Consider the following 22,806-nt stretch of genomic DNA (forward strand, 5'->3'; position numbering starts at 1 on the left):
TTGCTCGCTTTATTGCAGGAGTTCGCGCACGGATTTGCCGGACAGGGCCAGGGAACGGATTTCTTCCTCGCTCAGGGCGCGGCCCCAGAACGTCAGGTCGGAGAAGTCCATGGTGTAGGCGCCTTTTTCATAGCTGCCCAGCACGTTGTAGGTACCCTTGCCGTCTTCGTTCAGGCCGAAGTGGGCGCCCAGGACACCCGCCAGCTTGCTCAGGTCGACCGCGCCGGTGGACGTCGAGCGCACGCTCAGGCCGTTGGTCGGGTCAAAGACCGCTGCCGTCATTTTCTTGCTGGTCTTGTCGATGCTGAACAGCAGGTAGGCCCATTCGTTGGGCGTGAAATAGAAGCCGTTCAGGTCGGCGCGGCCGCTGCCGCCGATGTTGAAGCGGACTTCATTGCCGTTCCACTGGGCGATGGTGATGCCGGCGTTGCCGCCACTGTTGTAGTCCTTGTTCGCGACGATGGGCTTGTCGTTGGCATCGCCCTTGGAGCGGTACCACAGGCCGATGGTGACGGCATCCAGCGAGTCCAGGCTGCCGGCCGGGTATTCGAGCTTGTAGCCGCCCAGATTGATGTTCTCGCTGCGGCGGTCCTTGCGCTCGGCACGGAAAGCCTTGCCGAAGGGGCCGTCATCCAGGAACACCGGTTGCTGTGAACCATCGAACGGCACGATCTGGGTCTGGCCGCCGATGTCGTTGATGTTCTGGTCGAACGAGTAATGCATCAGCACGCCTACCTTCAGGCTGGGCATGAGCAGCACGGGCTTGGTGTACGGAATCTGCGTGCTGATGGACAGCGAGCTGTCGTCGGCGCGGATTTCGTAGTTCAAGGTATGCAGGCCATCTTCCTCGAAGGCGAAGCTGTCGTCGGTGTACTCGCTGGTGCCGGACTCGAGCGTGGCCAGCACTTCGCCGTCGCGCAGGAGGGTGACATTGCCGGCGGGCTGGCCTACGGTCGTCCAGGAGATGGTGACGCTCTTGTAGTCTTCCGCCGGCGTGGCGCGGGGGCGGCGCAGCGCACCCGGCGCGGCAAGGTTGCTGCCCGACAGGGCAGGCATGCCGCTGGCGGCATCGAGGTGGGCCAGGACGGTAGGCGCGAGGTCGGCTGCCGATGGCAGAGTTTCCCAGGCGTTGTCCCAGGCGGCATTCAGGTCCACGGCCTGCTGGTCAGCACCCAGGATGGTGGGCAGGCTGGTGGCGTAGAAGGTGGTCTTGCTGCTGGTGCGCGGCAGGCCATCGTAATTACCGCCGTCCCCCAGGCCGGCAGCCGAGGTCACGATGACTTGCCAGTCTTCGCCGCTGTGCTGGCGCTGGCGTTCGCGCACGGCGTCCAGCAAGCTGCCCAGCGCCTTGTCGGTCTGCTCGACAGTGGCCTTGTAGGTGGCGCTGCTGGCCGGGCCGCGCAGATTGGCCAGCGGCGCGGCGAACTGGGCCAGCACGACATCGTAGCCGGAGGAAATCATCTGGCCGGCGGCATCGGTAACACAGGCGTCGATCTGGGCGCAGTCCGTGAGTGTATCCAGGTAGCCCGCGCTGCGCTCGGCGCTCAGCAGGCTGGCCAGGCTGGCGCTGTGCACGGCGCTGCCGGTCTTGCTGCCGGGCAGGGTGTTCTTGACCTGTTCGAACAGGGTGGTGGCGCGGCTTTGCTGGTTCAGGGCGTCGGATCGCACCTCATGCACGGTGGCCCAGGAGCCCGTCAGCAGCGTGGCCCAACCCGGGGTGAGCAGCGTGGGTTGCTGCGTGCCGGTTTCCAGGGTGCCACCGGTCCAGGCGCGGCTCAGCGTCAGCGACGCCAGATTGGGCAGGCGATTCTGCTCGATCCCGGCCAGCAAGGCGTCGTAGCGTACGCCGTCCATGCCGATGACCAGGGTCTTGGGCTGGCGCGGCTCTTGCGGCGTTTCCGGGTCGGTAGGCTGGGCGGGGTCCGAATCGTTGCTGGAACCGCAACCCGCCAGCGCGAACGCGGCGACCAGGCAGTAAACCAGCTTCTTCATGTGTGCGAGGGGCATTTCGTCATCTCCAATCACAGACCCGAGAAAGGCCTGTACGGGGAGCAATGCTCGCCCCTGGGGATGAAGCCCCCATGACGGGACAAACAAAAATCCCGATCATCTGATCGGGATTTTGTGGCTATGGCCTCCTGGTGCAGGCCAGGCAGAGGGGAGAGGGCGCTTGCCAGGCCATTGCCGGGCAACTGGCCGTATCATATGACTGTCGTGGAAATGCAACATTTCCAGCTGTCTGAACCGGCAGCGCCGCAGCCTGAGCGCCACGACTGGCGATAGCTGGCCAGTCAGGCTCAGTGATCGGGCAGCGGCGTGACCAGTTCCAGGAAGCGCGCGATGCTCTGCACCTGCATGCGTTCCTTGAGGCAGTACAGGTATTCCTCGGTCTGGATATCGGCATCGGCGATATCCAGACAGACCAGATCCGGATGGGGCGGCGCTTCGTGCGCCGGGATCAGGCAGCAGCCCAGGCCGTGCACGACTGCCTGGATGATGGCTTCGCGATTGGCAATTTCCAGGATCTCCGCCGGCTGCACGCCAGCGCGTTCCAGCAGGCGCTCGGATACCTTGCGTGTCATGGAGCCCGGTTCGCGCTGCAGCAGCGTTTCCGGCGCGATATCGGCCAGATGTACGTTGCCGCGCCGCGCCAGGCGGTGGTCGCGCCGCACGGCCAGGCGCAGGTCGTCGCGCGCCAGGGTGACGCGATGCAGCTCCGGGCCTTCGGCGCGCACGGAGGAACTGGCCAGTTCCAACTGGTAGTCGCGCAGCGCCTGCAGCACCGATTGCGAGTTGGCGACGCTCAGGCTGAGCGAGATGCCGGGAAACTGGGAGCGGTAGCGCGCAATGACGGGCATCAGGTAGTAGGGGCCGGTCAGTCCGAGCCGCAGAGAACCGTGGCTGAGCGCACTGGCGTCACGCAGGTGGAAGGCGATTTCCAGTTCCTTTTGCACCAGTTGCTCGGCCATGGGCAGCAGCCGCCTGCCGTCTTCGCTGAGTTGCAGCGCCCGGCCGCGGCGGTGGAACAATTCCAGTCCGTAGCGTGCTTCCAGCGACTTCAACTGGCCGGTGACCGTCGGCTGGCTGACGCCAAGCTGTTGCGCGGCGCGCGTGACATTGCCGGCGCGGGCGACGGCATAAAAAGACTTGAGTTCCGTAATGAGCATGTCTACAGGCCCTAAGGCGGTGCCAGGGCTGCGGAAATGCAGCCAGTTTGGCCGACAGTGTAGCGCTGGCGCCGCTGATTCCGGCCCGGCTAGCGCCATCGGGCCAGTCCGGCAAGAAAAAATGCGATGGGCTTATCAGCGTATTTCTATTTGGTGTCACATTCTTTACACCTGGGCTGCCCATACTGCACCCTCATGAATACGCCGAAACATTCCCAGAACGAACCGCCGCCGAGCTTTCTTTCGCTGCGGGACATCAGTCTGTCCTATGGACCCACGCGGGTGCTCAACGATGTGTCCCTGGATGTCACGGCAGGTGAAATGCTTTGCCTGCTGGGACCATCCGGTTGCGGCAAAACGACGTTGCTGCGGGTGATCGCCGGTCTGGCGCGCCAGGACCAGGGCAGTCTCAAGCTGGCAGGTAGGGATATTTCCCGCGCCGCGCCCCAGGAACGCAACTACGGCATTGTGTTCCAGTCCTATGCGCTGTTCCCCAACCTGACCGTGGCCGCCAACGTGGCCTATGGGCTCAGCTCGCGCCATGGCGATCGGGATGCCGTGGCGCGCCGTGTCGAGGAAATGCTGGATCTGGTCGGTCTGCCCGGTTCGGGCCGCAAGTATCCCGGCCAGTTGTCCGGCGGCCAGCAACAGCGCGTTGCCCTGGCGCGCGCCCTGGCACCGGCGCCCATGCTGCTGTTGCTCGACGAGCCTATGTCTGCGCTGGATGCCAAGGTGCGCGAACACCTGCGCAGCGAACTGCGCAGCCTGCAGCGCCGCCTGTCGGTGACGACCATCATGGTGACGCACGACCAGGAAGAAGCGATGTCCATGGCCGACCGCATTGCCGTCATGAACCGGGGTAACCTGGAACAGGTCGGCACGCCGCGTGAACTGTACCGGCACCCGGCCTCCAGCTTTATTGCGGGCTTCATCGGCGAAGCCAACTGGTTGCCGTACGAACGGCTGACCGACGGGCGCGTGTCCATCGGCCGCTGGACCGCGCAAACCGCGAATGATCTGGAATTGCCGCGCGGGCGCCTGTTCGCGCGTCCCGAAGCGGTCCGCATCCTGCCGGGCGGCACGCTGCCGTCCGGCGACAACGTGTTCGCCGCCGAGATCCAGGACGGCATTTTCCTGGGGCGCCAGTACCGCTTGAGGCTGGCGCTGGAAGGCGTGCCTGGCGTCGATCTGCATGCCTTCGTCAATGCCGAGCAGGGCGATGCGTTGCTGGCCCGCACGGCGGCGCGCCGTTGCTGGCTGAGTATTGCTCCTTCCGCCTTGCGCGCCTACGAGTCATAGGACATGAGCGTGGGATCTTCCATCATTCAAGCCGGTCCGCAACAGGACGTGGCGCAGCGCCCGGATGCCGCCCCTGCTGCGGCGCCTTCCCCCATTCCATTTGCCCGCCTGCCTTCGTCGCCACGCCTGGAAATGCTGGGCCTGAGCAGCCTGCAACTGGCCTTGCTGGCCTTCATGCTGATTGCGCTCGTGCTGCCGGTCGGCGCTGTGCTGCTGCGAGCCGTGCAGGATACCAACGGCCAGTGGGCCGGCCTGGCGCCGCTGCAACAGGCGCTCGATATTCCCGGCTTTGGCTCGATGCTCTGGCGCAGCATGGCCGTGGCGCTGACCACGACCCTGCTGGCGGTGCCGGCTGCCTATGCCTTTGCCTATGGCCTGGCGCAGACGCGCATGCCGGCCAAGCGCCTGTGGCGTTCGCTCGCTCTCATTCCCTTGCTGGCGCCGTCGCTGCTGCCCGGTATTGCACTGATCTACCTGGCTGGCAATCAGGGTCTGCTGCGTGACTGGCTGGGCGCAGGAACGGTCTATGGCTTCTGGGGCATCGTCATTGGCGAGGCCTTCTATATCTTTCCCCACCTCCTGATGGTGCTGACCAGCAGCCTGGCGCTGTCGGACGGCCGTTTGCATGACGCCGCGCGTGCCATGGGGGCGGGGCCGTGGCGCACGTTCATGACCGTGACTCTGCCCGGAACGCGCCATGCCATCTTCGCTGCCTGCTGCCTGTCCTTCACGCTGGTCATCACTGATTTCGGCGTGCCCAAGGTCGTCGGCGGCGATTACAACGTGCTGGCCGTGGAGGTCTACAAGGCGGTGGTCGGGCAGCAGAATTTTCCGCGCGGCGCGGCATTCGCCATGCTGCTGCTGATTCCCGCCATCCTGACGTTCACGGTGGATACCTGGTTGCGCCGGCGCCAGCATTCCTTCCTGGATGGCCGCATCCAGCCCTACCAGCCGCAGCCGTCCCGGGTGCGCGACAACGCATTCCTGATGCTGGCCGTCGTGATCTGCCTGGGCCTGCTGCTGATTGCCGGTACTGCGGTCTGGGCTTCCTTCATCCGCATGTGGCCATACAACCTGTCGCTGTCGCTGCGTTCCTATGACTTTGCGAATATGGACGGCGGCGGCTGGCTGGCCTGGCGCAACAGCGTGCAACTGGGCTTCTGGACGGCGCTGGCGGGAACCATCACGGTATTCCTGGGCGCATGGCTGACAGAGCGCCTGGCGCCCCTGGGCCGGCTGGCGCGCTCCGGCGTGGCGCTGTTGCATGCCGCGGCGCTGATCCCGATGGCGGTGCCCGGCCTGGTGCTGGGCCTGGGATACATCTTCTTCTTCAACCATCCGGGCAATCCGCTCAATGGCTGGTACGGCACGATGGGCCTGCTGGTGCTGTGCACCGTGGCGCACTTCTATACCAGCGCCCACCTGGCTGCGACTTCCGCGCTGGGGCAGTTGGACCGCGAGTTCGAGTCGGTGTCTGCCTCGCTGGGCGTAGCCCGGCTGCGTACCGGGCTCAAGGTCGTGTTCCCGATGAGCCTGCCGACCGCGCTGGACGTGGCCCGCTATCTGTTTGTTTCTGCGATGACGACGGTATCTGCCGTGGTGTTCCTCTACCGCCCCGATACCGTGCTGGCATCCGTGGCCGTTCTCAACATGGATGACGCCGGTTTCCCTGGCGCTGCGGCCGCCATGTGCACCCTGATCATGATTACCTGCGCCGTCGTATCGCTGCTGCTGTACGGCGCCAGCCGCGCCGTGATGGCCCGCACCCAGGCCTGGCGCCGTCCAGCTGGCGATTGATGGCCATGTTTTACCCGTCTTCCTTTTTCCAGCCGCTGCCGGCATCAGGCCGCCACGTTTTTCCAGCCGCTGCCGGCATCAGGCCGCCACGGCACAACTGCAAGCAAGTCGTATCCGGAGATCCTCATGTCCAAGTTCCGCATTTCCGCCGCGCTGGCGCTGGCCGCTGCCGCTTTCGGTGCCCAGGCCGCACCCGTGACCCTGACGGTCTACACGGCGCTGGAGGCTGACCAATTGCGTGCCTACCAGGCCGCGTTCGAAGAGGCCAACCCCGACATCCGCATCCAGTGGGTGCGTGATTCCACCGGCATCATCACGGCAAAGCTGCTGGCCGAGAAGGATCGTCCCCAGGCCGATGCCATCTGGGGCCTGGCAGGTTCCTCGCTGGGCGTCCTGGCCGGGCAGGGCATGCTGGAACCGTATGCTCCCCAGGGCCTGGAGCAGATTGCTCCCAAGATGCGCGACGGCGCCAACCCGCCCGCCTGGGTCGGCATGGACGGCTTTGCCGCCGCACTGTGTTTCAACACGGTCGAGGCCGCCAAACACAACCTGCCGGTTCCCAAGACCTGGAAGGATTTGACCAAGCCGGTCTATGAAGGCAAGGTCGTGATGCCCAACCCGAATTCCTCGGGCACCGGCTACCTGGATGTCAGCGCCTGGCTGCAGATCTTCGGTGAGAAGCAAGGCTGGGAGTTCATGGACGCCCTGCACAAGAATATCGGCACCTACACTCACTCGGGTTCCAAGCCTTGCAACCTGGCGGCTGCCGGCGAATACCCGATCGGCGTGTCCTTTGAATACCGCGCTCTCAAGCTGAAGGATGACGGCGCACCGGTTGAAGTCGTGCTGCCGGAAGAAGGCCTGGGCTGGGAAATCGAAGCCATGGCCATCGTCAAGGGCACGAAGAACCTGGACGCCGCCAAGAAGCTGGCCGACTTCTCGGCCTCGCGCGAAGCCAACGAGCTTTACAAGAAGGGCTTTGCCGTGCTGGCTATCCCTGATGTCAAGGCAGAACTGCCGGGCCTGCCCGCTGACTTCCAGGAGCGCCTGATCGACAACGACTTCACCTGGGCCGCTGAAAACCGCGAGCGCATCCTGGCCGAATGGGCCCGCCGCTACGACGGCAAGTCGGAAGCCAAGAAGTAAGCACCGTATCCTGTTGCCAGCCTGGCTTGGCAAGCGGGCGGTAGCATGAATGAAAACGCGCAGCCAGCCAGCTGCGCGTTTTTCTTTGGCGGTATGCGCGTATGGGGCAGTAGGGGATGCGGGGCCGGAACCGGGACAACCTGCGGATCTCGCCATGCAGGTATGGCAAACAAGCCATCGCCCATGCCGGACGGTGTGAATCCGGCATAGCAGAGTTGCCTGAACGCCATGTCCAGCCTTACATACGCCCGGATAGATGGCGCCGAAGGAATGGCCCTGTGACTGATTCCGGTGCGTTCATCATGGCAGAGGGCGGGCCTGTGAAAATAATTCTTCCGCCTCGTTTTCCTGCGCCAGGCCCCATCTCGATCAGCCAGTCGGCATGGGCCATGACATCCAGGTTGTGCTCGACCACGATGACGGTCGCGCCTCGCTGTGTGAGGCTATCGAAAATGGCAAGCAGCCGGTCGACATCGGACATATGCAAGCCAGATGTCGGTTCATCGAAAACATACAACTGGCCTTCCTCGGCCAATCTGGATGCCAATTTCAAGCGCTGGCGCTCGCCGCCGGACAATGTGCTCAAGCGCTGTCCTAGCGATAGATAGCCCAATCCCACCTTGGCGAGCCTATCCAATGGCCTGGCGATGGCCGGGCAGGGCAGGAAGTGGCGCTGCGCTTGTTCCACCGAGAGGGCCAGCGCCTGGGCAATATTGCAGCCCATCCAGGTGATCCCTCGCGCCGTCTTGTTGAATCCCGTGGCGCCGCAGGCATCGCAGGGCGTCTCCACGCTGTCCATGAAGGCCAGATCGGTTTGGATGGCTCCCAGTCCCTTGCAGGCTGGGCAAGCCCCCTGGGCGTTGCTGCTGAACAGACTGGCCGGCTCGTTGCTGGCCTTTGCAAAGCCCGCGCGAATCTCGTCCAGTACGCCGATATAGCTTGCGACGGACGAACGCCGTGTTCCTCCCAGACCTTTCTGGTCGATCAGGATGGCGTGCGGGCAGTGGCGGGGCAGCAGGCGGTTGACCAGTGTGCTTTTACCGGAACCGGCGACGCCCGTCACGACGGTCAGTACGCCTGTCGGTATGCTGACGCTGATATTGTGCAGGTTGTGCAGCGAAAGGCCTTGCAAGGTGATCTGCCCTATCGCGGGGCGTGGCTCGCGCCGTATGGGCACTGCTCGCCGCAGGCAGCGTCCCGTCAAGCTGTCGGCCTGCTGCAGGCCGGCCACATCGCCCTGGTACACCACATGACCGCCGTCCGTCCCGGCGCCCGGCCCCATGTCCACGACATGATCGGCAATGCCTATGACGTCCGGGTCGTGCTCCACCACCAGCACGGTGTTGCCCTTGTCGCGCAGTTCACGCAGCAAGGTGTTGAGCTGGTGGACGTCGCGCGGATGCAGCCCCACGCTGGGCTCGTCGAAGATATAGGCAATGTCGGCCAGGCTGCTGCCCAGATGGCGGACCATCTTCACGCGCTGGGATTCGCCGCCCGACAGGCTGGCGGTCTCGCGGCCCAGGCTAAGGTAATCCAAGCCGATGGCACGCATCTGCTCCAGCCTTTCGATGATGGCGGCCAGCACTGTTGCGACGGGTTCGGCGCGGATTGCCCAAATAAATTCCAGGAGCTCGGAAATCTCCAGGCTGGCAGAATCGGCGATGGAGAGCCCGTTGATCTTGCAGGACAGGATGCCTGGGTTGAGGCGTGCGCCGCCACAATCCGGGCACCGCTGGCGCGTGATGACGCGGGCGAGCCCGTCGCGTTCGGCCTGGGTCAGGCGACTGGGTTCATGATCCAGATAGGCGCGCCGAAAGCGCGGCACGACACCTTGAAATCGCGCCGATGCCGGCCATCCGGGCAGGGGGTTGGTCACGGTCAGATCGTCTGCATATAACAAGGTCTGCCATTCGTCCGGGCTGTAGTCGGCCAAGGGCTTGTCGCAATCGAACAGGCCGGAGCAGGCGTAGCGCTTCCAGCGGAACGTGTCGCGAGCAAATGTGGGGAACAGGATCGCTCCTTGGTTCAGGGATTTGCTGCGGTCAAACAGGAGATCAAGGTCCAGCTCGTCCACCACGCCCAGCCCTTGGCATTTGGGGCACATGCCTTGCGGGTGATTGAAGGAGAACACATTGGAATAACCTACGAATGGCGCGCCGATACGGGAGAACAGCAATCGCAGCAAAGGCTGGATGTCGGTCGCCGTTCCAACCGTTGAACGGACATTGCCGCCCAGGGGCTTTTGATCGACAACGATGGATGCTGGCAGATTGCGCAAGGCGTCGGCCTGCGGCTGGCCGTAATGCGGCAGCCGGTGCCGGACAAAGGCACTGTGGCTTTCATTGAGCTGGCGCTGGGATTCGGCGGCGATCGTGTCGAATACCAATGAGGACTTGCCTGAACCCGACACGCCGGTGAACACCGTGATGCAATGCTTGGGAATCCTCAAGGTGACGTTGCGCAGATTGTTGTTACGCGCCCCGATGATCTCCATGTCGCGGTACGGGGAATGTGAGGGGGGCATGAGCATCTCTCTTATTCGGCGTCATGCGCGCCCAATGCCGCGCTGACCTTCTCGCAGAGTTCGGTGAACATGGCCTGTTCGCCGGGCGTCAGCGTGGCCATGACGCACTGTGCCGCATCACGCCTGCCTGTGGCCGCGCGCACAAGGAAATCCCGCCCTTGGCGCGTCAGCGTGGTGACCTGTGCGCGGCGATCGCCATCGCCCTGTATCTGCTCCACCAGGTTGAGGTCCTTGAGCACGCGCAGCGACTTGGAGATGCCCGTGCGCGCTGCACCCAGTCTTTCACCCAGCAGGGACGGCGTCATGGGGCCTTGCAAGCGCAGGAGTTCAAGAATGTCGTACTGGGCCCAGCTCACCGCCTCCGGGGTATAGCGGGTGCGCCGCGCGACAAGGATGCATTGGAGGTGTGAGAGCGCATTCTCCAATGCTCCGGGTTCTTCGGTGGATTGAGTTAGGGTGGGCATGGCGCTTATAGATTTCTTGAAGGCAATCTTATTCGGTTAAATATGCCTTTATTCTACATATTTAATTTCTTTTGGGAAATCAATTTTGGCTCGGAGGCAAAGCGGGATTTCTGGCGGACAGGCGCCTCGACCTTCCACCTTAGTCCAGCAACTGCGCCTGTCAGCGAGGCTGCCGTCGTTGCCGCGATGCATACGGCCTAGCCATTGGAAAGCGCGGCAGCGACCGCGGGCAAGGCAACGCATCTGCATGGCGCGGTTGCACAGGGCCGGCGCGCACGATGCCAGCGGAGTGGTTTGTTCCTCTGCGCTCAGGGCGTTAACACGGATATAATCAGAAGCTGAGGACGACCTCGGCCTGCGGGCTTCCCTGCCGTCCGGGACGACCCGGCTCTTTTGATACAGGAGAGCCATATGGCTTGGATTTATCTGGTCGTCGCGGGTCTGCTCGAGGTCATCTGGGCCTATACGATGAAGCTGTCGGACGGCTTCACCCGCCTCAATTACTCATTCATCACCCTTGTTGCCATGATTGCCAGCTTCGGTCTGCTGGCGGTGGCGATGAAATCCCTTCCCCTGGGCACGGCCTATACCATCTGGACAGGCATCGGCGCTGTCGGCGCCTTTGTCGTCGGCATTCTCATGCTGGGCGAAGTGGCCAGCCCGATGCGCATTCTGGCGGCAGGGCTGATCGTGGGCGGCCTGGTGCTGATGAAACTGTCCTCGTAAACACATGCCAGCGGCGTGCCAGCCTTTATCGGAGACGACGCATAGGGGCGGCGTCGCCGTGTGCGGCATGGCGTTGCCCACGCGTGCGGGGGGCGGTCCGATCCCGGCGCACCTTGGCGCAGGACGGATGCTTGCAGCGCTGGCGTCATTGCGAAAAAAGCCCCGCCAGGCTGAGCCGGCGGGGCTGTTGGGCTTGCAAGCCGTGCGCCGTTTATTCGGGCGCCGGTTCGCCCATGATGCGGCGATACCATTCGTGGAAGTGTTTCATGCCATCTTCCATCGGTGACTGATAGGGGCCCGCCTCGCTGACACCGCGTTCCATCAGGGCGCGGCGACCGGCATCCATACGTTCGGCGATTTCATCGTCCTCAATGGCGGTTTCCATGTAGGCGGCCTGCTGGGCTTCGACAAATTCGCGTTCGAACGCTGCGATTTCTTCCGGGTAGTAGAACTCGACGATGTTGACCGTGCGCTGCGGTGAAACCGGGTAGAGCGTGGACAGCACCAGCACGTGCGGGTAGATCTCGATCATGTGGGTCGGGAAGTAAGTGACCCAGATGGCGCCGAAATCCGGGGCCTGGCCCTCGCGGAACTGCATCAGGTTGTCATGCCACTGGCGGTACACATCGGAACCGGGCTGCGCCAGCGCCTGGTGTACGCCGACGCGCTGAAGGCTGAACCAGTCGGAGAATTCCCAGTTCAGGTCGTCGCAGGTGACGAAGTGTCCCAGGCCCGGGTGGAAGGGGCCAACGTGGTAATCCTCCAGATAGACCTCGATGAAGGTTTTCCAGTTGTAGTTGCACTCATGGACTTCCACGTGATCCAGGACATAATCCGAGAAATCGAATTCAGGGCGCTGGAACAGGGCGCCGAGATCGTCCGCCGGATTGCGCGGCCCTTCGAACAGCAGGCCGTTGCATGGCTTCAGCGGAAAGCGCTGCAGGTTCATACAGGGTGTGGTTTCGAACTGCGGCGCGCCGATGAGCGTGCCCTGGTCGTCGTAGGTCCAGCGGTGCAGCGGGCATACCAGATTGCCGCCGGTCTGCTTGAGATTGCCCTCGCGTGGTTCTCCGGTGGTGACGTTGCCCGCCGAGCCGCCCAGGATGAGGGCCTGGCGGTGGCGGCAGACGTTCGACAGCAATGACACGGCACCGCCCCGGTCGCGCAGCAGGATGCGGCCACCGCGTTCCTGCGCCAGTGCGCGCCAGTCGCCGGGTTCGGGGACGAGCTTTTCGTGGCCCACGTAGATGGCGGAGTTCTTGAAGATGGCGGCCTGCTCGCGAGCGAAGCGGGCCTCGTCGAAGTAGGCGCTGACGGACAGCTGGCTGCGTTCGGCGGCCAGAAGTAGGGTTTGGCTCATATTGCGGATTCCTGTCGCCCTGGCGACGGCGCTGCGTCGGCGTCCGGGAGTTCCGGCCATATCATGCGGCAGGAGCGCATGGGCAGGCGGGTGTGTTGGCTGGCAGCCATGGTTCCCTCCGCGCGGACAAGAGCGCCGGGCCTGTGGGCGGCGCGACGAAGAAAAAACCGGCGCTCCTGCGATAGCATCATCGTGGCGTGCCGGCAGGCAATGGACGCGTCCGCGCACTGCGCGCGCGTCTGTAATCCAGTCGAAGGATTGATTGTAGCCCGCCCCGAGCCTCTGGGGAAATGCCTGATGGGGGTCAGTTCCCGTACAATGCGCCCTTGGACCTATTGTGCAATGGTTGTTCCCCCTATGACTAGAAAACTTGGCCCCGATTCGGCCGATGCCGCCGCCAGCGCTGCGCAGGAAGCCACTGGCCTGCCGCAGGATTTTGAATCCGCGCTGGCAGAGCTCGAAGCCCTGGTGTCTGCCATGGAAAATGCGTCGCTGCCGCTGGAGCAGTCCCTGGCTTCGTATCAGCGTGGCGTGGCGTTGTCGCGCATCTGCCAGCAGCGCCTGGCTGCGGCCGAGCAGCAGATTCAGGTGCTGGAAGGCGAGTTGCTGCGGCCCCTGGATGCTTCGACCCTGGGAGAGGATCAGCGATGAAGGCGCGCACTGCCATGGATTTTCCCGCCTGGATGCGGACCTGTGCGGAACAGGTGGAGCGGCGCCTGGGGGCGTTGCTGCCCCAGGATGATGAAGCCCCGGCCCATTTGCACGGCGCCATGCGCTATGCGGTGCTTGGAGGGGGCAAGCGCGTGCGTGCGCTGCTGGTGCTGGCTGCGGGCCATGCCTGCCAGCCGGCGGGCAAGCCGGTGGCCATTGTCACGGCGCTGGAAAGTGCCGCGGCCGCAGTGGAAATGATCCATGGCTATTCGCTGGTGCATGACGACCTGCCTTGCATGGATAATGACACCCTGCGTCGTGGCAAGCCGACGACGCACGTAGCCTATGGCGAGGCTGCCGCCCTGCTGGCGGGCGATGCGCTGCAACCCCTGGCTTTCGAGACCCTGGCAGGCATGCCCATTGCGCCGGCCCTGATCGTGCAGTCCGTGCAGGTGTTGGCGCGCGCATCCGGCAGCCTGGGCATGGCGGGAGGGCAGTTCATCGACCTCGATAGCACGGGCCATGGCCTCAGCCTGGACCAGTTGCGCGGCATGCACACCATGAAGACCGGCGCGCTGTTGGCGGCTAGCGTGACCCTTGGCGGTGTTGTGGCGGGGGCCAGTTCGCCGCAGCGCCAGGCGCTGGAAAAATATGCGGCGGCGATCGGCCTGGCGTTCCAGGTCGTGGATGATATCCTCGATGTCACGGCGGACAGTGCCAGCCTGGGCAAGACAGCTGGGAAAGACGCGCAGGACAACAAGCCGACCTATGTATCGCTAATGGGGGTCGATGCGGCTCGCGAACTGGCCGCGCAGTTGCGCGACGACGCGCATCAGGCGTTGCGACCCCTGGGCGAGGCTGGTGCTTATCTGGCTGCGATGGCGGATTTCATCGTCGCGCGGGAATATTGATCCGGCGCACTGAACCGTGCATCGCGGAATGAATGCAATGAATACTACTGATCTACTCGACCGCATTGAATCTCCTGCCGACGTGAAGCGTCTGGAACGACGCGAGCTTAAGCGTCTGGCGGAAGAGTTGCGCGGTTTCCTGCTGGACAGCGTGTCGCGCACAGGCGGGCACTTGTCATCCAACCTGGGCACGGTGGAACTCACCATCGCGTTGCATCATGTGTTCGATCTGCCGCATGACCGCCTGATCTGGGATGTGGGCCATCAGTCCTATGCCCACAAAATCCTGACGGGCAGGCGCACGGGCATGCCCCGCCTGCGCCAGCAGGGCGGCATTTCCGGCTTTCCGCGCCGCAGCGAGTCCGAGTACGACGCCTTCGGCACGGCACACTCGTCCACGTCCATTTCCGCCGCGTTGGGCATGGCGGTGGCATCGCGCAACGCAGGCATCATGCGCCAGCATATCGCCGTCATCGGTGACGGCGCGATGAGCGCGGGCATGGCCTTCGAGGCGATGAATAATGCCGGCGTGACGCCGGATATCAATCTGCTGGTGGTGCTCAACGACAACGACATGTCGATTTCGCCGCCGGTCGGGGCGCTCAACCGTTATCTGGCGCGCCTGATGTCGGGGCGCTTCTATGCCACCGCGCGCAACGTGGGCAAGGCCGTGCTGCAGCACGTACCGCCCATGCTGGAGATGGCGCGGCGCTTCGAGGGCCATGCCAAGGGGCTGGTGACGCCGGCGACGTTGTTCGAGGAACTGGGATTCAATTATGTCGGGCCGATCGACGGCCATGACATGGATGCCCTGGTGCCCACCTTGCAGAACCTGCGTTCGCTCAAGGGCTTGCAGTTTCTGCACGTCGTAACCAAGAAAGGGCAGGGCTACAAGCTGGCGGAAGCCGATCCGGTGCTGTACCACGGGCCGGGCAAATTCGATCCTGCCGTTGGCATCCAGAAAAGCAGCGCGCCGTCGCGCCAGACCTTCACCCAGGTGTTCGGTCAATGGCTGTGCGACATGGCGCAGGCCGACGAGCGCCTGCAGGGCATCACGCCTGCGATGCGCGAGGGCAGCGGCATGGTGGCGTTCGAACAACGCTTCCCGCGCCGTTATTTCGACGTGGGCATTGCCGAGCAGCATGCGGTGACCTTTGCCGCTGGCATTGCCTGCGAAGGGCTCAAGCCCGTCGTGGCGATTTATTCCACGTTCCTGCAGCGCGGCTACGATCAGTTGATTCATGACGTCGCGCTGCAGAACCTGGACGTGACTTTCGCGCTGGATCGCGCCGGCCTGGTTGGCGCCGATGGCGCCACGCACGCCGGCAATTACGACATCGCCTATCTGCGTTGCATTCCGAACATGGTCGTGGCGACGCCTTCCGATGAAAATGAAACCCGCCTGCTGCTGACTACCTGTTATCGCCATGCAGGCCCGGCCTCGGTACGTTACCCGCGCGGCTCGGGCGTTGGCGCGGAAATGACGGCAGGGCTGGACGAGGTGCCGCTGGGCAAGGGCCGCCTGGTTCGTGAAGGCAGTCGCATCGCAGTCCTGAATTTCGGCACCTTGCTGCCTGCTGCACTGCAGGCGGCCGAACAACTGGGGCTGACGGTCGCGGACATGCGTTTCGTCAAACCCCTGGACCTGGATCTCGTGCGCCAGCTGGCGCAGGACCACGAGGCGCTGGTCACCCTGGAAGAAGGCTGCATCATGGGTGGCGCGGGCAGTGCCGTCAGCGAAGCCCTGCACGAGGCAGGTCTGGATGTGCCCGTGCTGCAACTGGGCTTGCCGGATCGTTTCATCGACCACGGCGACCAGGCTGCATTGCTGGCGCAACAGGGACTGGATGGCGCCGGCGTGGAAACTTCCATCCGCAAGCGTTTCGCCGGTCTGCTGGAAAGCGGGCGAGCGGCATAAGGCGGCTCGCGGCAGCGCTCATGGCCTTTGCCCATATCCTTATTCATCCATGGGTAAAAGGGTCTTTGGGGCGCGCATGCTACGCTATCGGTAATATTGGTACTTTGATTCTTTTACCGTGCCGTCATTGACGGCGGCACAGCACAGGTTATTGCTCATGACTTCCATCGTTGAATCCGCCGTCGTCATTCCCGACGTACAGAGCTTCGCGGACGTGCGCCAGATTCCCATCCAGCGGGTCGGAATCAGCGGTGTGCGCCATCCCATGGTCGTGGCCGACGGCAGCGGCGCCGCTCATCCTACCGTCGCGGAGTGGACGTTGACCGTCGCACTGCCGGCGGAAGAGAAGGGCACGCACATGTCGCGTTTCGTTGCGCTGCTGGAAAAATACCGTGCAACGCCGCTGACGCCTGCGCTGTTCAGCGCCATGGCTGGCGAAATGCTGCCGCTGCTGCATGCGCAATCCGGTGATATCACCGCGTCCTTCCCGTATTTCATCAACAAGACCGCCCCGGTGTCCGGCGTGCGCAGCCTGCTTGATTACGCCGTGGTCTGGACGGCGCGCGCCAATGGCGATGCGGTCGAGTTCGAACTGACGGTGACGGTGCCCGTGACCAGCCTGTGCCCGTGCTCCAAGAGCATCTCCAAGTATGGCGCGCACAACCAGCGCTCGCACGTCACGGTGCGTACCATCGTGACGGACGGGGCCGCTTTCAACCTGGACGATTTCATCAGCCAGATCGAAAAGCAGGGTTCTTGCGAATTGTGGGGCCTGCTCAAGCGTCCCGACGAAAAGTACGTCACCGAACATGCCTACGAGAACCCCAAGTTCGTCGAAGACATCGTGCGTGATGTCGCCGCTACGCTGAATGCGCATGCGGGCATCGCCGGCTACCGCGTAACCGTGGAGAACTTCGAGTCCATCCACAACCATTCGGCCTACGCTGTGGTGGAAGGCCACGGCAAGGGCTGATTCCGATACGTGTCTAGCCCTCCGGGTGCTGTTGCCGGAGGGCGTCACGATCAGAGCCGCATCAGGACGATGCGGCTTTTTTATTGCTTTTTCCAGCAGCAAGTACGATAATCGAAGGCTTTCTTGCCCGATTGCCTTGGCATCGGTGTCCTATGGTGCGCGGAATCCCTGATTCAAGGCGGCCAGCGGCGCTCTGCCAGGTGGCGGGCTGTTCCGCCGATTGGAATTTTCCAGTCGGTGGTCATCCACGGGAGTATCACTCTAATGCGTCACTACGAAATCGTATTTATCGTCCATCCGGACCAAAGCGAGCAAGTGCCTGCAATGGCCGAGCGCTATCAGGCGATCGTCACGGCCCAGGGCGGCAAGGTGCATCGTCACGAAGATTGGGGCCGCCGCCAACTGGCTTACCCGATCCAGAAGCTCGTCAAGGCTCACTATGTTTGCCTGAACATCGAGTGCGGCCAGGAAGCCCTGGACGAACTCGAACATGCGTTCCGCTACAACGACGCCATCCTGCGTCACCTCGTCGTCAAGACCAACGCTGCCCCCGCTGGTGCGTCCGTCATGATGAAGAGCGTCGAGCGTGAAGAGGCTCGCAAGGCCAGCGCCGAAGCCGCCAGCACCGCTAGCGAAGCCGAGGCCGAGTAAATCCGTCAGGATACAGTCGTTATCGCTACCGGCATGGCTGATATGGCCAACCAGGTGCGGCTGGATGCAAACGTTATTGCTTCCGGGCCGCTGCGCTACAGCCCCGCAGGGCTTCCCATCCTCGATATGACGCTTGCGCATCAATCGGAACAGATGGAAGCCGGCAGGATGCGCAGGGTAGAACTGGAAATTGCTGCTGTCGCCATGGGGGATCTGGCATCCGTACTTGCCGATACCCCGTTGGGATGTGCAGTGCGAGTCGAAGGTTTCCTCCTTCCGGCACGCAAGGGTTCCCCTCGTATCGTGCTGCATCTGCAGCGGGTGCAAAGGCTGCTGGCGACGGACACGGTAATGACCGCCTGACAGATTAAACGCATATACGATATCCGCCGGTTCAGGCCGGCAACGAAATAGAAAGAGACTTACTATGGCTCACTTTGGTAAACGCAAGGAAAAGCGCAAGTTCACGCAACAGAATCCTCTGTTCAAGCGCCGCAAGTTCTGCCGCTTCACGGTGGCTGGTGTCGATCAGATCGACTACAAGGATCTGGACACGCTGCGTGACTTCATCCAGGAAAACGGCAAGATCATCCCGGCCCGCCTGACCGGCACCAAGGCGCACTATCAGCGCCAGCTGGACACCGCCATCAAGCGTGCTCGCTTCCTGGCCCTGTTGCCGTACACCGACAACCACAACTAATCCCGGGGGCTTACTGTCATGCAAGTTATTCTGCTCGAAAAAGTCGCGAACCTGGGCAACCTGGGTGACGTCGTGCGTGTCCGCAACGGCTATGCGCGCAACTACCTGATCCCCCAGAAGATCGCCCGTCGCGCTACCGACGCTGCTTTGAAGGAATTCGAAGCCCGTCGCGCCGAACTGGAAAAAATCCAGGCTGAAAAGCTGGCTGCCGCCCAGGCTCTGGGCGAGCGCCTGAACGGTCAGGAAGCGCTGATCTCGCAAAAGGCTGGCGTCGATGGCCGCCTGTTCGGTTCCGTGACCAACGCCGACATCGCTGGCGCCCTGGTTGCTGCCGGTTTTGCTGGCATCGAAAAGGCTCAAGTGCGTCTGCCCAACGGCCCGCTCAAGAGCATCGGTGAATTCGATGTGCAGGTCGCTCTGCACACCGACGTCATCGTCGACATCAAGGTCCGCATCCAGCCCGAACTGGCCTGATTGCTGCCTGTCTGTTGCACGCCCCGGCTTTGTTCGGGGTGCGAGAAAAGCCCTCCTTGCGGAGGGCTTTTTTGCATTTGGCTGATCCGGAATCCGGCAGCCTTCCTGGCGCGGGGTTGGGGCGGACGCATTTGGTCTGGGAGGGCGCGATAACGAAAATAGGGGTTTTCCTGGGGGGCGGTCGGGCATGTCTGAATAGTTTGTAGGGGTGGGCTATACTTTGTTGGTTTTTCACCATGCGGATCGTCTGAAACGTGCGCGGTATGCTTCACGCCAGATTTGGAACAGTAGTCCCTTGTTCATTGCCACGGGCAGGAACGGGGTATTGCTTTTCAATGGCAGCGGAAAGCGGGCTGCCCCGGACGCGCATCAAAGCCGATGGACGCCGAGCCTGCGATGACGCAGTTGCACAGGGCGTTACCGTCGGCTTTTCTGTTTCTGCCGGATCGCGGCATGATGCAAGAATGGTCCCTGACGCCCGGTATTCGCACGCGGACGGCAGGGTAGGATCCACTGACTCTCATACGACCTGACAGGTATCACATGAAAATCCACGAGTATCAAGGCAAGGAACTGCTCAAAAAGTTCGGCGTGCCCGTGCCCCGCGGCATTCCGGCTTTTTCGGTTGACGAGGCTGTTGCAGCCGCCGAAAAGCTGGGCGGCCCGGTCTGGGTGGTGAAGGCCCAGATTCACGCAGGCGGCCGCGGTAAGGGCGGCGGCGTCAAGCTGGCACGTTCGCTGGACGAAGTCCGTCAACTGGCATCGCAGATTCTGGGCATGCAACTGGTCACGCACCAGACTGGTCCGGAAGGCCAGAAGGTTAACCGCCTGTACATCGAGGACGGTGCCGACATCCAGAAGGAATACTACGTTTCCGTCGTGACCGACCGCGGAACGCAGAAAGTCGCTTTCATCGCTTCCAGCGAAGGCGGCATGGATATCGAGGAAGTGGCCCACTCCACGCCCGAGAAGATCGTTACCGAATACATTGACCCGCTGGCCGGCCTGACCGACGAGCAGGCGGCGAAAATCGCCGCCGCCATCGGCCTGGAAGGCGAAGCCGCCAGGCAAGCCGTCGATGTGTTCAAGAAGCTGTATCAGTGCTACATGGAAACCGACGCGTCGCTGGTTGAAATCAACCCGCTGAACCGCGACAGCAAGGGCAACATCATCGCCCTGGACGCCAAGTTCAACTTCGATTCCAACGCACTGTTCCGTCATCCTGAAATCGTCGAATACCGCGACCTGGATGAGGAAGATCCGGCTGAAATCGAAGCCAGCAAGTTCGACCTGGCCTACATCCAGCTCGACGGCAACATCGGCTGCCTGGTGAACGGCGCCGGTCTGGCCATGGCAACCATGGACACCATCAAGCTGTTCGGCGGCGAGCCGGCCAACTTCCTGGACGTCGGCGGTGGCGCCACGGCTGAGAAAGTGACCGAAGCCTTCAAGATCATGCTGAAGAACAAGGATGTGAAGGCCATTCTGGTCAACATCTTCGGCGGCATCATGCGCTGCGACGTGATCGCCGAAGGCGTCATCACCGCTTGCAAGGCCGTGAACCTGAGCGTGCCGCTGGTCGTCCGCATGAAGGGCACCAACGAAGAACTTGGCAAGAAGCTGCTGGCTGAATCCGGCCTGCCCATCATCAGCGCTGACACCATGGCCGAAGCGGCCACCAAGGTTGTCGCTGCTGCTGCCTGAACCCTATTGCCGAGGATTTCAAGAAAATGTCCATCCTGATCAATAAAGACACCAAAGTCATCACCCAGGGCATCACCGGCAAGACCGGTCAGTTCCATACCCGTGCCTGCCGCGAATACGCCAATGGCAAGGAAGCTTTCGTTGCTGGCGTGAACCCCAAGCGCGCCGGTGAAGATTTCGAAGGCGTGCCCATCTTCGCCACCGTCAAGGACGCCAAGGCTGAAACCGGCGCGGAAGTGTCGGTGATCTACGTGCCGCCCGCAGGCGCTGCCGCTGCCATCTGGGAAGCGGTCGAAGCCGACCTGGATCTCGTGGTCTGCATCACCGAAGGCATCCCCGTGCGCGACATGCTGGAAGTGCGCAACAAGATGAAGGCCAAGGAAGCGGCCGGCGGCAAGAAGACGCTGCTGCTGGGCCCCAACTGCCCCGGCCTGATCACCCCGGATGAAATCAAGATCGGCATCATGCCCGGTCACATCCACCGCAAGGGCCGCATCGGTGTGGTCAGCCGCTCCGGCACCCTGACCTATGAAGCCGTGGCGCAAGTTACCGAACTGGGCCTGGGCCAATCCAGCGCCGTCGGTATTGGTGGCGACCCCATCAACGGCCTGAAGCACATCGACGTCCTGAAGCTGTTCAACGACGATCCCGATACCGATGCCGTCATCATGATCGGCGAAATCGGCGGTCCGGATGAAGTCGAAGCCGCGCGCTGGGCCAAGGACAACATGACCAAGCCGGTCGTCGGCTTCATCGCCGGCGTCACGGCACCTCCGGGAAAGCGCATGGGCCACGCCGGCGCGCTGATCTCCGGCGGTGCCGATACGGCCGACGCCAAGCTGGAAGTGATGGAAGCTTGCGGCATCCGCACGACCCGCAACCCGTCGGAAATGGGCAACTTGCTGAAGTCGGTGCTGTAAAAACCGGCAGTACAGTTCGCATGCCGGCGTTTGCCGGCATGCCGCGCCAGTGTGCAGTGATGCCTTGAAGGCAGGCTGGGCTGGCGCAGACAAGGAAGGCTGGAGAAATCCGGCCTTCCTTTTTTATTGGTGGCTGTGTCGGTTGCGGTGCGGGCGCTTTGTGCTGAGGCGGGTGGGCAGCGTATGATTGGGGCTGCCGTCGGGCGCGCGCTTGTCATGGATCAAGCCGCCAGCCGGGATGGCATGCTCAAATGCCCTGCGGACCTGCTGCGCCGATGGGCAAGCCGGAAGCGTAGGCAACCGGGAGCGTACAGGCGAGATGTCTGGAAACAACGGGAGTTGAAAATGGGTATTACCAAAAAAGACAAATCGACGGACTCGGGCCTTAGCCTGCTGGGCGGCCTGGGTATTTTGGCCATTATCGGTATCGTTGCGGCGATCGTCCTTAAGTCGCTGCTCTGATATGACGGTGGTTTCTTCCCCGGATCGGCTGGTCATTGCAACCCGGGTAAGCCGGCTGGCTCTCTGGCAGGCGCATCATGTGCGGGATTTGCTGCAATTGCAGTATCCCGCCTGTCGCATTGAGCTGCTGGAAATGACGACCCAAGGCGACCGCATCCTGGATCGCAGTCTTTCCAAGATCGGTGGCAAGGGCCTGTTCGTCAAGGAACTGGAGAACGCCCTGCTGGACGGCAGGGCGGATCTGGCAGTGCATTCCCTCAAGGACGTGCCGGTGCTCATGCCGTCCGAATTCAGCCTGACGGCCATTTTGCCCAGGGCGGCGGCCCAGGATGCTTTTGTATCCCCGGAATACCGTCGTCTGGAAGATTTGCCAGCAGGCGCCGTGGTTGGGACGTCCAGCCTGCGCCGTGCGGCGCAGTTGCTGGCGGCCTACCCTCATCTCGAGGTGAGGCCCCTGCGCGGCAATCTCGATACCCGTCTCTCCAAACTGGACCGGGGGGATTACGACGCCATTATCCTGGCGGCAGTCGGCTTGCGGCGCCTGGGCATGGCGACGCGCATCCGCGAAGTCCTGTCCCCGGACATCTCCTTGCCCGCCGTAGGGCAGGGCGCGCTTGGCATAGAAATCCTCGCCGGGCGCGCGGAACTGGCGGCGCAACTGGCGCCGCTCAATTGCGAGCAGAGCTGGCGTCTGGCACAGGCCGAGCGCACCGTGTCTGCCGTGCTTGGCGGTTCCTGCCAGGTGCCGCTGGGTGCCTATGCAGAACAGGATGGCACCAATATCCGGCTGCGCGCGTTGGTCGCCAGCGTGGATGGTACGCGGTTGTGCCGGGCCGACGTATCCGGGCCGGAGACGGACCCGGTTGCGCTGGGACAGCGGGCTGCCGACGAGCTGATCGCGGGCGGCGCACGCGAATTGCTGGCCGAGTCGCAATCCAGCCAGGACGATGGCGCCTGAG

20 protein-coding genes are annotated in these 22,806 nt (G+C 63.0%); 15 read left to right on the forward strand and 5 right to left on the reverse strand.

The annotated features are described in order from the left end of the window. Window positions 1-9 precede the first annotated feature (9 nt). Window positions 10-2,007: a nucleotide pyrophosphatase gene (locus EV679_RS06485; protein WP_130486798.1), complete on the reverse strand. Its 1,998-nt coding sequence runs from the start codon at window positions 2,005-2,007 to the stop codon at window positions 10-12. Between the two features lie 290 nt (window positions 2,008-2,297). Then, on the reverse strand, window positions 2,298-3,167 hold the full coding sequence (locus EV679_RS06490; protein ID WP_130486799.1) for a LysR substrate-binding domain-containing protein: 870 nt from the start codon (window positions 3,165-3,167) through the stop codon (window positions 2,298-2,300). Window positions 3,168-3,362: 195 nt separating this feature from the next. Between EV679_RS06490 and EV679_RS06495 the strand changes: the two genes are divergently transcribed. The 3 genes from EV679_RS06495 (at window position 3,363) to EV679_RS06505 (ending at window position 7,409) form a co-directional block, all read left to right on the forward strand. Next, window positions 3,363-4,466 (forward strand): putative 2-aminoethylphosphonate ABC transporter ATP-binding protein, encoded by a 1,104-nt coding sequence (locus EV679_RS06495; protein WP_068369123.1) that lies wholly within the window; start codon window positions 3,363-3,365, stop codon window positions 4,464-4,466. A gap of 132 nt (window positions 4,467-4,598) precedes the next feature. Next, complete coding sequence (locus tag EV679_RS06500) at window positions 4,599-6,263, forward strand: putative 2-aminoethylphosphonate ABC transporter permease subunit (RefSeq protein ID WP_127775560.1); 1,665 nt, start codon at window positions 4,599-4,601, stop codon at window positions 6,261-6,263. A 126-nt stretch (window positions 6,264-6,389) separates the two neighbouring features. Continuing rightward, entirely contained in the window at window positions 6,390-7,409 is a 1,020-nt protein-coding gene (locus tag EV679_RS06505) for a putative 2-aminoethylphosphonate ABC transporter substrate-binding protein (protein ID WP_130486801.1), read from the forward strand. Window positions 7,410-7,647: 238 nt separating this feature from the next. Here the strand turns inward: EV679_RS06505 and EV679_RS06510 are convergent, their stop codons facing one another. After that, a complete protein-coding gene (locus EV679_RS06510) occupies window positions 7,648-9,933 on the reverse strand; it encodes an ATP-binding cassette domain-containing protein (protein ID WP_130486802.1) in 2,286 nt (761 codons plus the stop codon). A gap of 11 nt (window positions 9,934-9,944) precedes the next feature. Further along, window positions 9,945-10,397, reverse strand: coding sequence for a MarR family winged helix-turn-helix transcriptional regulator (locus tag EV679_RS06515; RefSeq protein WP_068369120.1), 453 nt, complete (start codon window positions 10,395-10,397; stop codon window positions 9,945-9,947). A gap of 411 nt (window positions 10,398-10,808) precedes the next feature. On the opposite strand from EV679_RS06515, the gene sugE reads away from it, so the two are divergent. Then, the gene (sugE, locus tag EV679_RS06520; protein ID WP_068369117.1) at window positions 10,809-11,123 is read left to right on the forward strand and encodes a quaternary ammonium compound efflux SMR transporter SugE; all 315 of its coding nucleotides are present in this window, start codon (window positions 10,809-10,811) and stop codon (window positions 11,121-11,123) included. A gap of 211 nt (window positions 11,124-11,334) precedes the next feature. Here sugE and EV679_RS06525 read toward each other — a convergent pair whose 3' ends face one another. After that, window positions 11,335-12,483, reverse strand: a complete 1,149-nt coding sequence (locus EV679_RS06525; RefSeq protein ID WP_068369114.1) for an aromatic ring-hydroxylating oxygenase subunit alpha — start codon at window positions 12,481-12,483, stop codon at window positions 11,335-11,337. Window positions 12,484-12,840: 357 nt separating this feature from the next. Here EV679_RS06525 and EV679_RS06530 point away from each other — a divergent pair, with 357 nt between their 5' ends. From EV679_RS06530 to hemC, 11 genes are all read left to right on the forward strand, one after another. Beyond that, entirely contained in the window at window positions 12,841-13,134 is a 294-nt protein-coding gene (locus EV679_RS06530; RefSeq protein ID WP_130486804.1) for an exodeoxyribonuclease VII small subunit, read from the forward strand. Beyond that, the gene (locus EV679_RS06535) at window positions 13,131-14,045 is read left to right on the forward strand and encodes a polyprenyl synthetase family protein (protein ID WP_068369105.1); all 915 of its coding nucleotides are present in this window, start codon (window positions 13,131-13,133) and stop codon (window positions 14,043-14,045) included. Before EV679_RS06530 ends, EV679_RS06535 begins: the two co-directional genes overlap by 4 nt. A gap of 37 nt (window positions 14,046-14,082) precedes the next feature. Beyond that, a complete protein-coding gene (dxs, locus tag EV679_RS06540; RefSeq protein ID WP_068369102.1) occupies window positions 14,083-15,963 on the forward strand; it encodes a 1-deoxy-D-xylulose-5-phosphate synthase in 1,881 nt (626 codons plus the stop codon). A gap of 157 nt (window positions 15,964-16,120) precedes the next feature. Then, window positions 16,121-16,936 carry a GTP cyclohydrolase FolE2 gene (gene folE2 / locus EV679_RS06545; protein ID WP_130486805.1) on the forward strand — a complete coding sequence of 272 codons (816 nt, stop codon included), beginning with the start codon at window positions 16,121-16,123 and terminating at the stop codon, window positions 16,934-16,936. 264 nt (window positions 16,937-17,200) lie between these two features. After that, window positions 17,201-17,587: a 30S ribosomal protein S6 gene (gene rpsF / locus EV679_RS06550; protein WP_068369096.1), complete on the forward strand. Its 387-nt coding sequence runs from the start codon at window positions 17,201-17,203 to the stop codon at window positions 17,585-17,587. A 33-nt stretch (window positions 17,588-17,620) separates the two neighbouring features. Continuing rightward, a complete protein-coding gene (priB, locus tag EV679_RS06555) occupies window positions 17,621-17,950 on the forward strand; it encodes a primosomal replication protein N (RefSeq protein WP_068369093.1) in 330 nt (109 codons plus the stop codon). Between the two features lie 64 nt (window positions 17,951-18,014). Continuing rightward, the gene (gene rpsR / locus EV679_RS06560) at window positions 18,015-18,287 is read left to right on the forward strand and encodes a 30S ribosomal protein S18 (RefSeq protein ID WP_068369089.1); all 273 of its coding nucleotides are present in this window, start codon (window positions 18,015-18,017) and stop codon (window positions 18,285-18,287) included. An 18-nt stretch (window positions 18,288-18,305) separates the two neighbouring features. After that, on the forward strand, window positions 18,306-18,761 hold the full coding sequence (rplI, locus tag EV679_RS06565; protein WP_068369086.1) for a 50S ribosomal protein L9: 456 nt from the start codon (window positions 18,306-18,308) through the stop codon (window positions 18,759-18,761). Between the two features lie 543 nt (window positions 18,762-19,304). Beyond that, a complete protein-coding gene (sucC, locus tag EV679_RS06570; RefSeq protein WP_068369083.1) occupies window positions 19,305-20,465 on the forward strand; it encodes an ADP-forming succinate--CoA ligase subunit beta in 1,161 nt (386 codons plus the stop codon). Window positions 20,466-20,491: 26 nt separating this feature from the next. After that, on the forward strand, window positions 20,492-21,385 hold the full coding sequence (gene sucD, locus EV679_RS06575) for a succinate--CoA ligase subunit alpha (protein ID WP_130486806.1): 894 nt from the start codon (window positions 20,492-20,494) through the stop codon (window positions 21,383-21,385). 463 nt (window positions 21,386-21,848) lie between these two features. Next, window positions 21,849-22,805, forward strand: a complete 957-nt coding sequence (gene hemC, locus EV679_RS06580; RefSeq protein WP_068369073.1) for a hydroxymethylbilane synthase — start codon at window positions 21,849-21,851, stop codon at window positions 22,803-22,805. Window position 22,806: the final 1 nt, after the last annotated feature.

This window comes from Kerstersia gyiorum (genome assembly GCF_004216755.1).
GTDB lineage: Bacteria > Pseudomonadota > Gammaproteobacteria > Burkholderiales > Burkholderiaceae_B > Kerstersia > Kerstersia gyiorum.

Coding starts and splice junctions, on each gene's coding strand:
- priB (WP_068369093.1), top strand. CDS start 17,621: ATGGCTGATATGGCCAACCAGGTGCGGCTGGATGCAAACGTTATTGCT.
- sucD (WP_130486806.1), top strand. CDS start 20,492: ATGTCCATCCTGATCAATAAAGACACCAAAGTCATCACCCAGGGCATC.
- EV679_RS06510 (WP_130486802.1), bottom strand. CDS start 9,933: ATGCCCCCCTCACATTCCCCGTACCGCGACATGGAGATCATCGGGGCG.
- sugE (WP_068369117.1), top strand. CDS start 10,809: ATGGCTTGGATTTATCTGGTCGTCGCGGGTCTGCTCGAGGTCATCTGG.
- EV679_RS06535 (WP_068369105.1), top strand. CDS start 13,131: ATGAAGGCGCGCACTGCCATGGATTTTCCCGCCTGGATGCGGACCTGT.
- EV679_RS06530 (WP_130486804.1), top strand. CDS start 12,841: ATGACTAGAAAACTTGGCCCCGATTCGGCCGATGCCGCCGCCAGCGCT.
- EV679_RS06485 (WP_130486798.1), bottom strand. CDS start 2,007: ATGCCCCTCGCACACATGAAGAAGCTGGTTTACTGCCTGGTCGCCGCG.
- EV679_RS06490 (WP_130486799.1), bottom strand. CDS start 3,167: ATGCTCATTACGGAACTCAAGTCTTTTTATGCCGTCGCCCGCGCCGGC.
- EV679_RS06500 (WP_127775560.1), top strand. CDS start 4,599: ATGCTGGGCCTGAGCAGCCTGCAACTGGCCTTGCTGGCCTTCATGCTG.
- EV679_RS06525 (WP_068369114.1), bottom strand. CDS start 12,483: ATGAGCCAAACCCTACTTCTGGCCGCCGAACGCAGCCAGCTGTCCGTC.
- dxs (WP_068369102.1), top strand. CDS start 14,083: ATGAATACTACTGATCTACTCGACCGCATTGAATCTCCTGCCGACGTG.
- EV679_RS06515 (WP_068369120.1), bottom strand. CDS start 10,397: ATGCCCACCCTAACTCAATCCACCGAAGAACCCGGAGCATTGGAGAAT.
- EV679_RS06505 (WP_130486801.1), top strand. CDS start 6,390: ATGTCCAAGTTCCGCATTTCCGCCGCGCTGGCGCTGGCCGCTGCCGCT.
- rplI (WP_068369086.1), top strand. CDS start 18,306: ATGCAAGTTATTCTGCTCGAAAAAGTCGCGAACCTGGGCAACCTGGGT.
- rpsF (WP_068369096.1), top strand. CDS start 17,201: ATGCGTCACTACGAAATCGTATTTATCGTCCATCCGGACCAAAGCGAG.
- folE2 (WP_130486805.1), top strand. CDS start 16,121: ATGACTTCCATCGTTGAATCCGCCGTCGTCATTCCCGACGTACAGAGC.
- rpsR (WP_068369089.1), top strand. CDS start 18,015: ATGGCTCACTTTGGTAAACGCAAGGAAAAGCGCAAGTTCACGCAACAG.
- sucC (WP_068369083.1), top strand. CDS start 19,305: ATGAAAATCCACGAGTATCAAGGCAAGGAACTGCTCAAAAAGTTCGGC.
- EV679_RS06495 (WP_068369123.1), top strand. CDS start 3,363: ATGAATACGCCGAAACATTCCCAGAACGAACCGCCGCCGAGCTTTCTT.
- hemC (WP_068369073.1), top strand. CDS start 21,849: ATGACGGTGGTTTCTTCCCCGGATCGGCTGGTCATTGCAACCCGGGTA.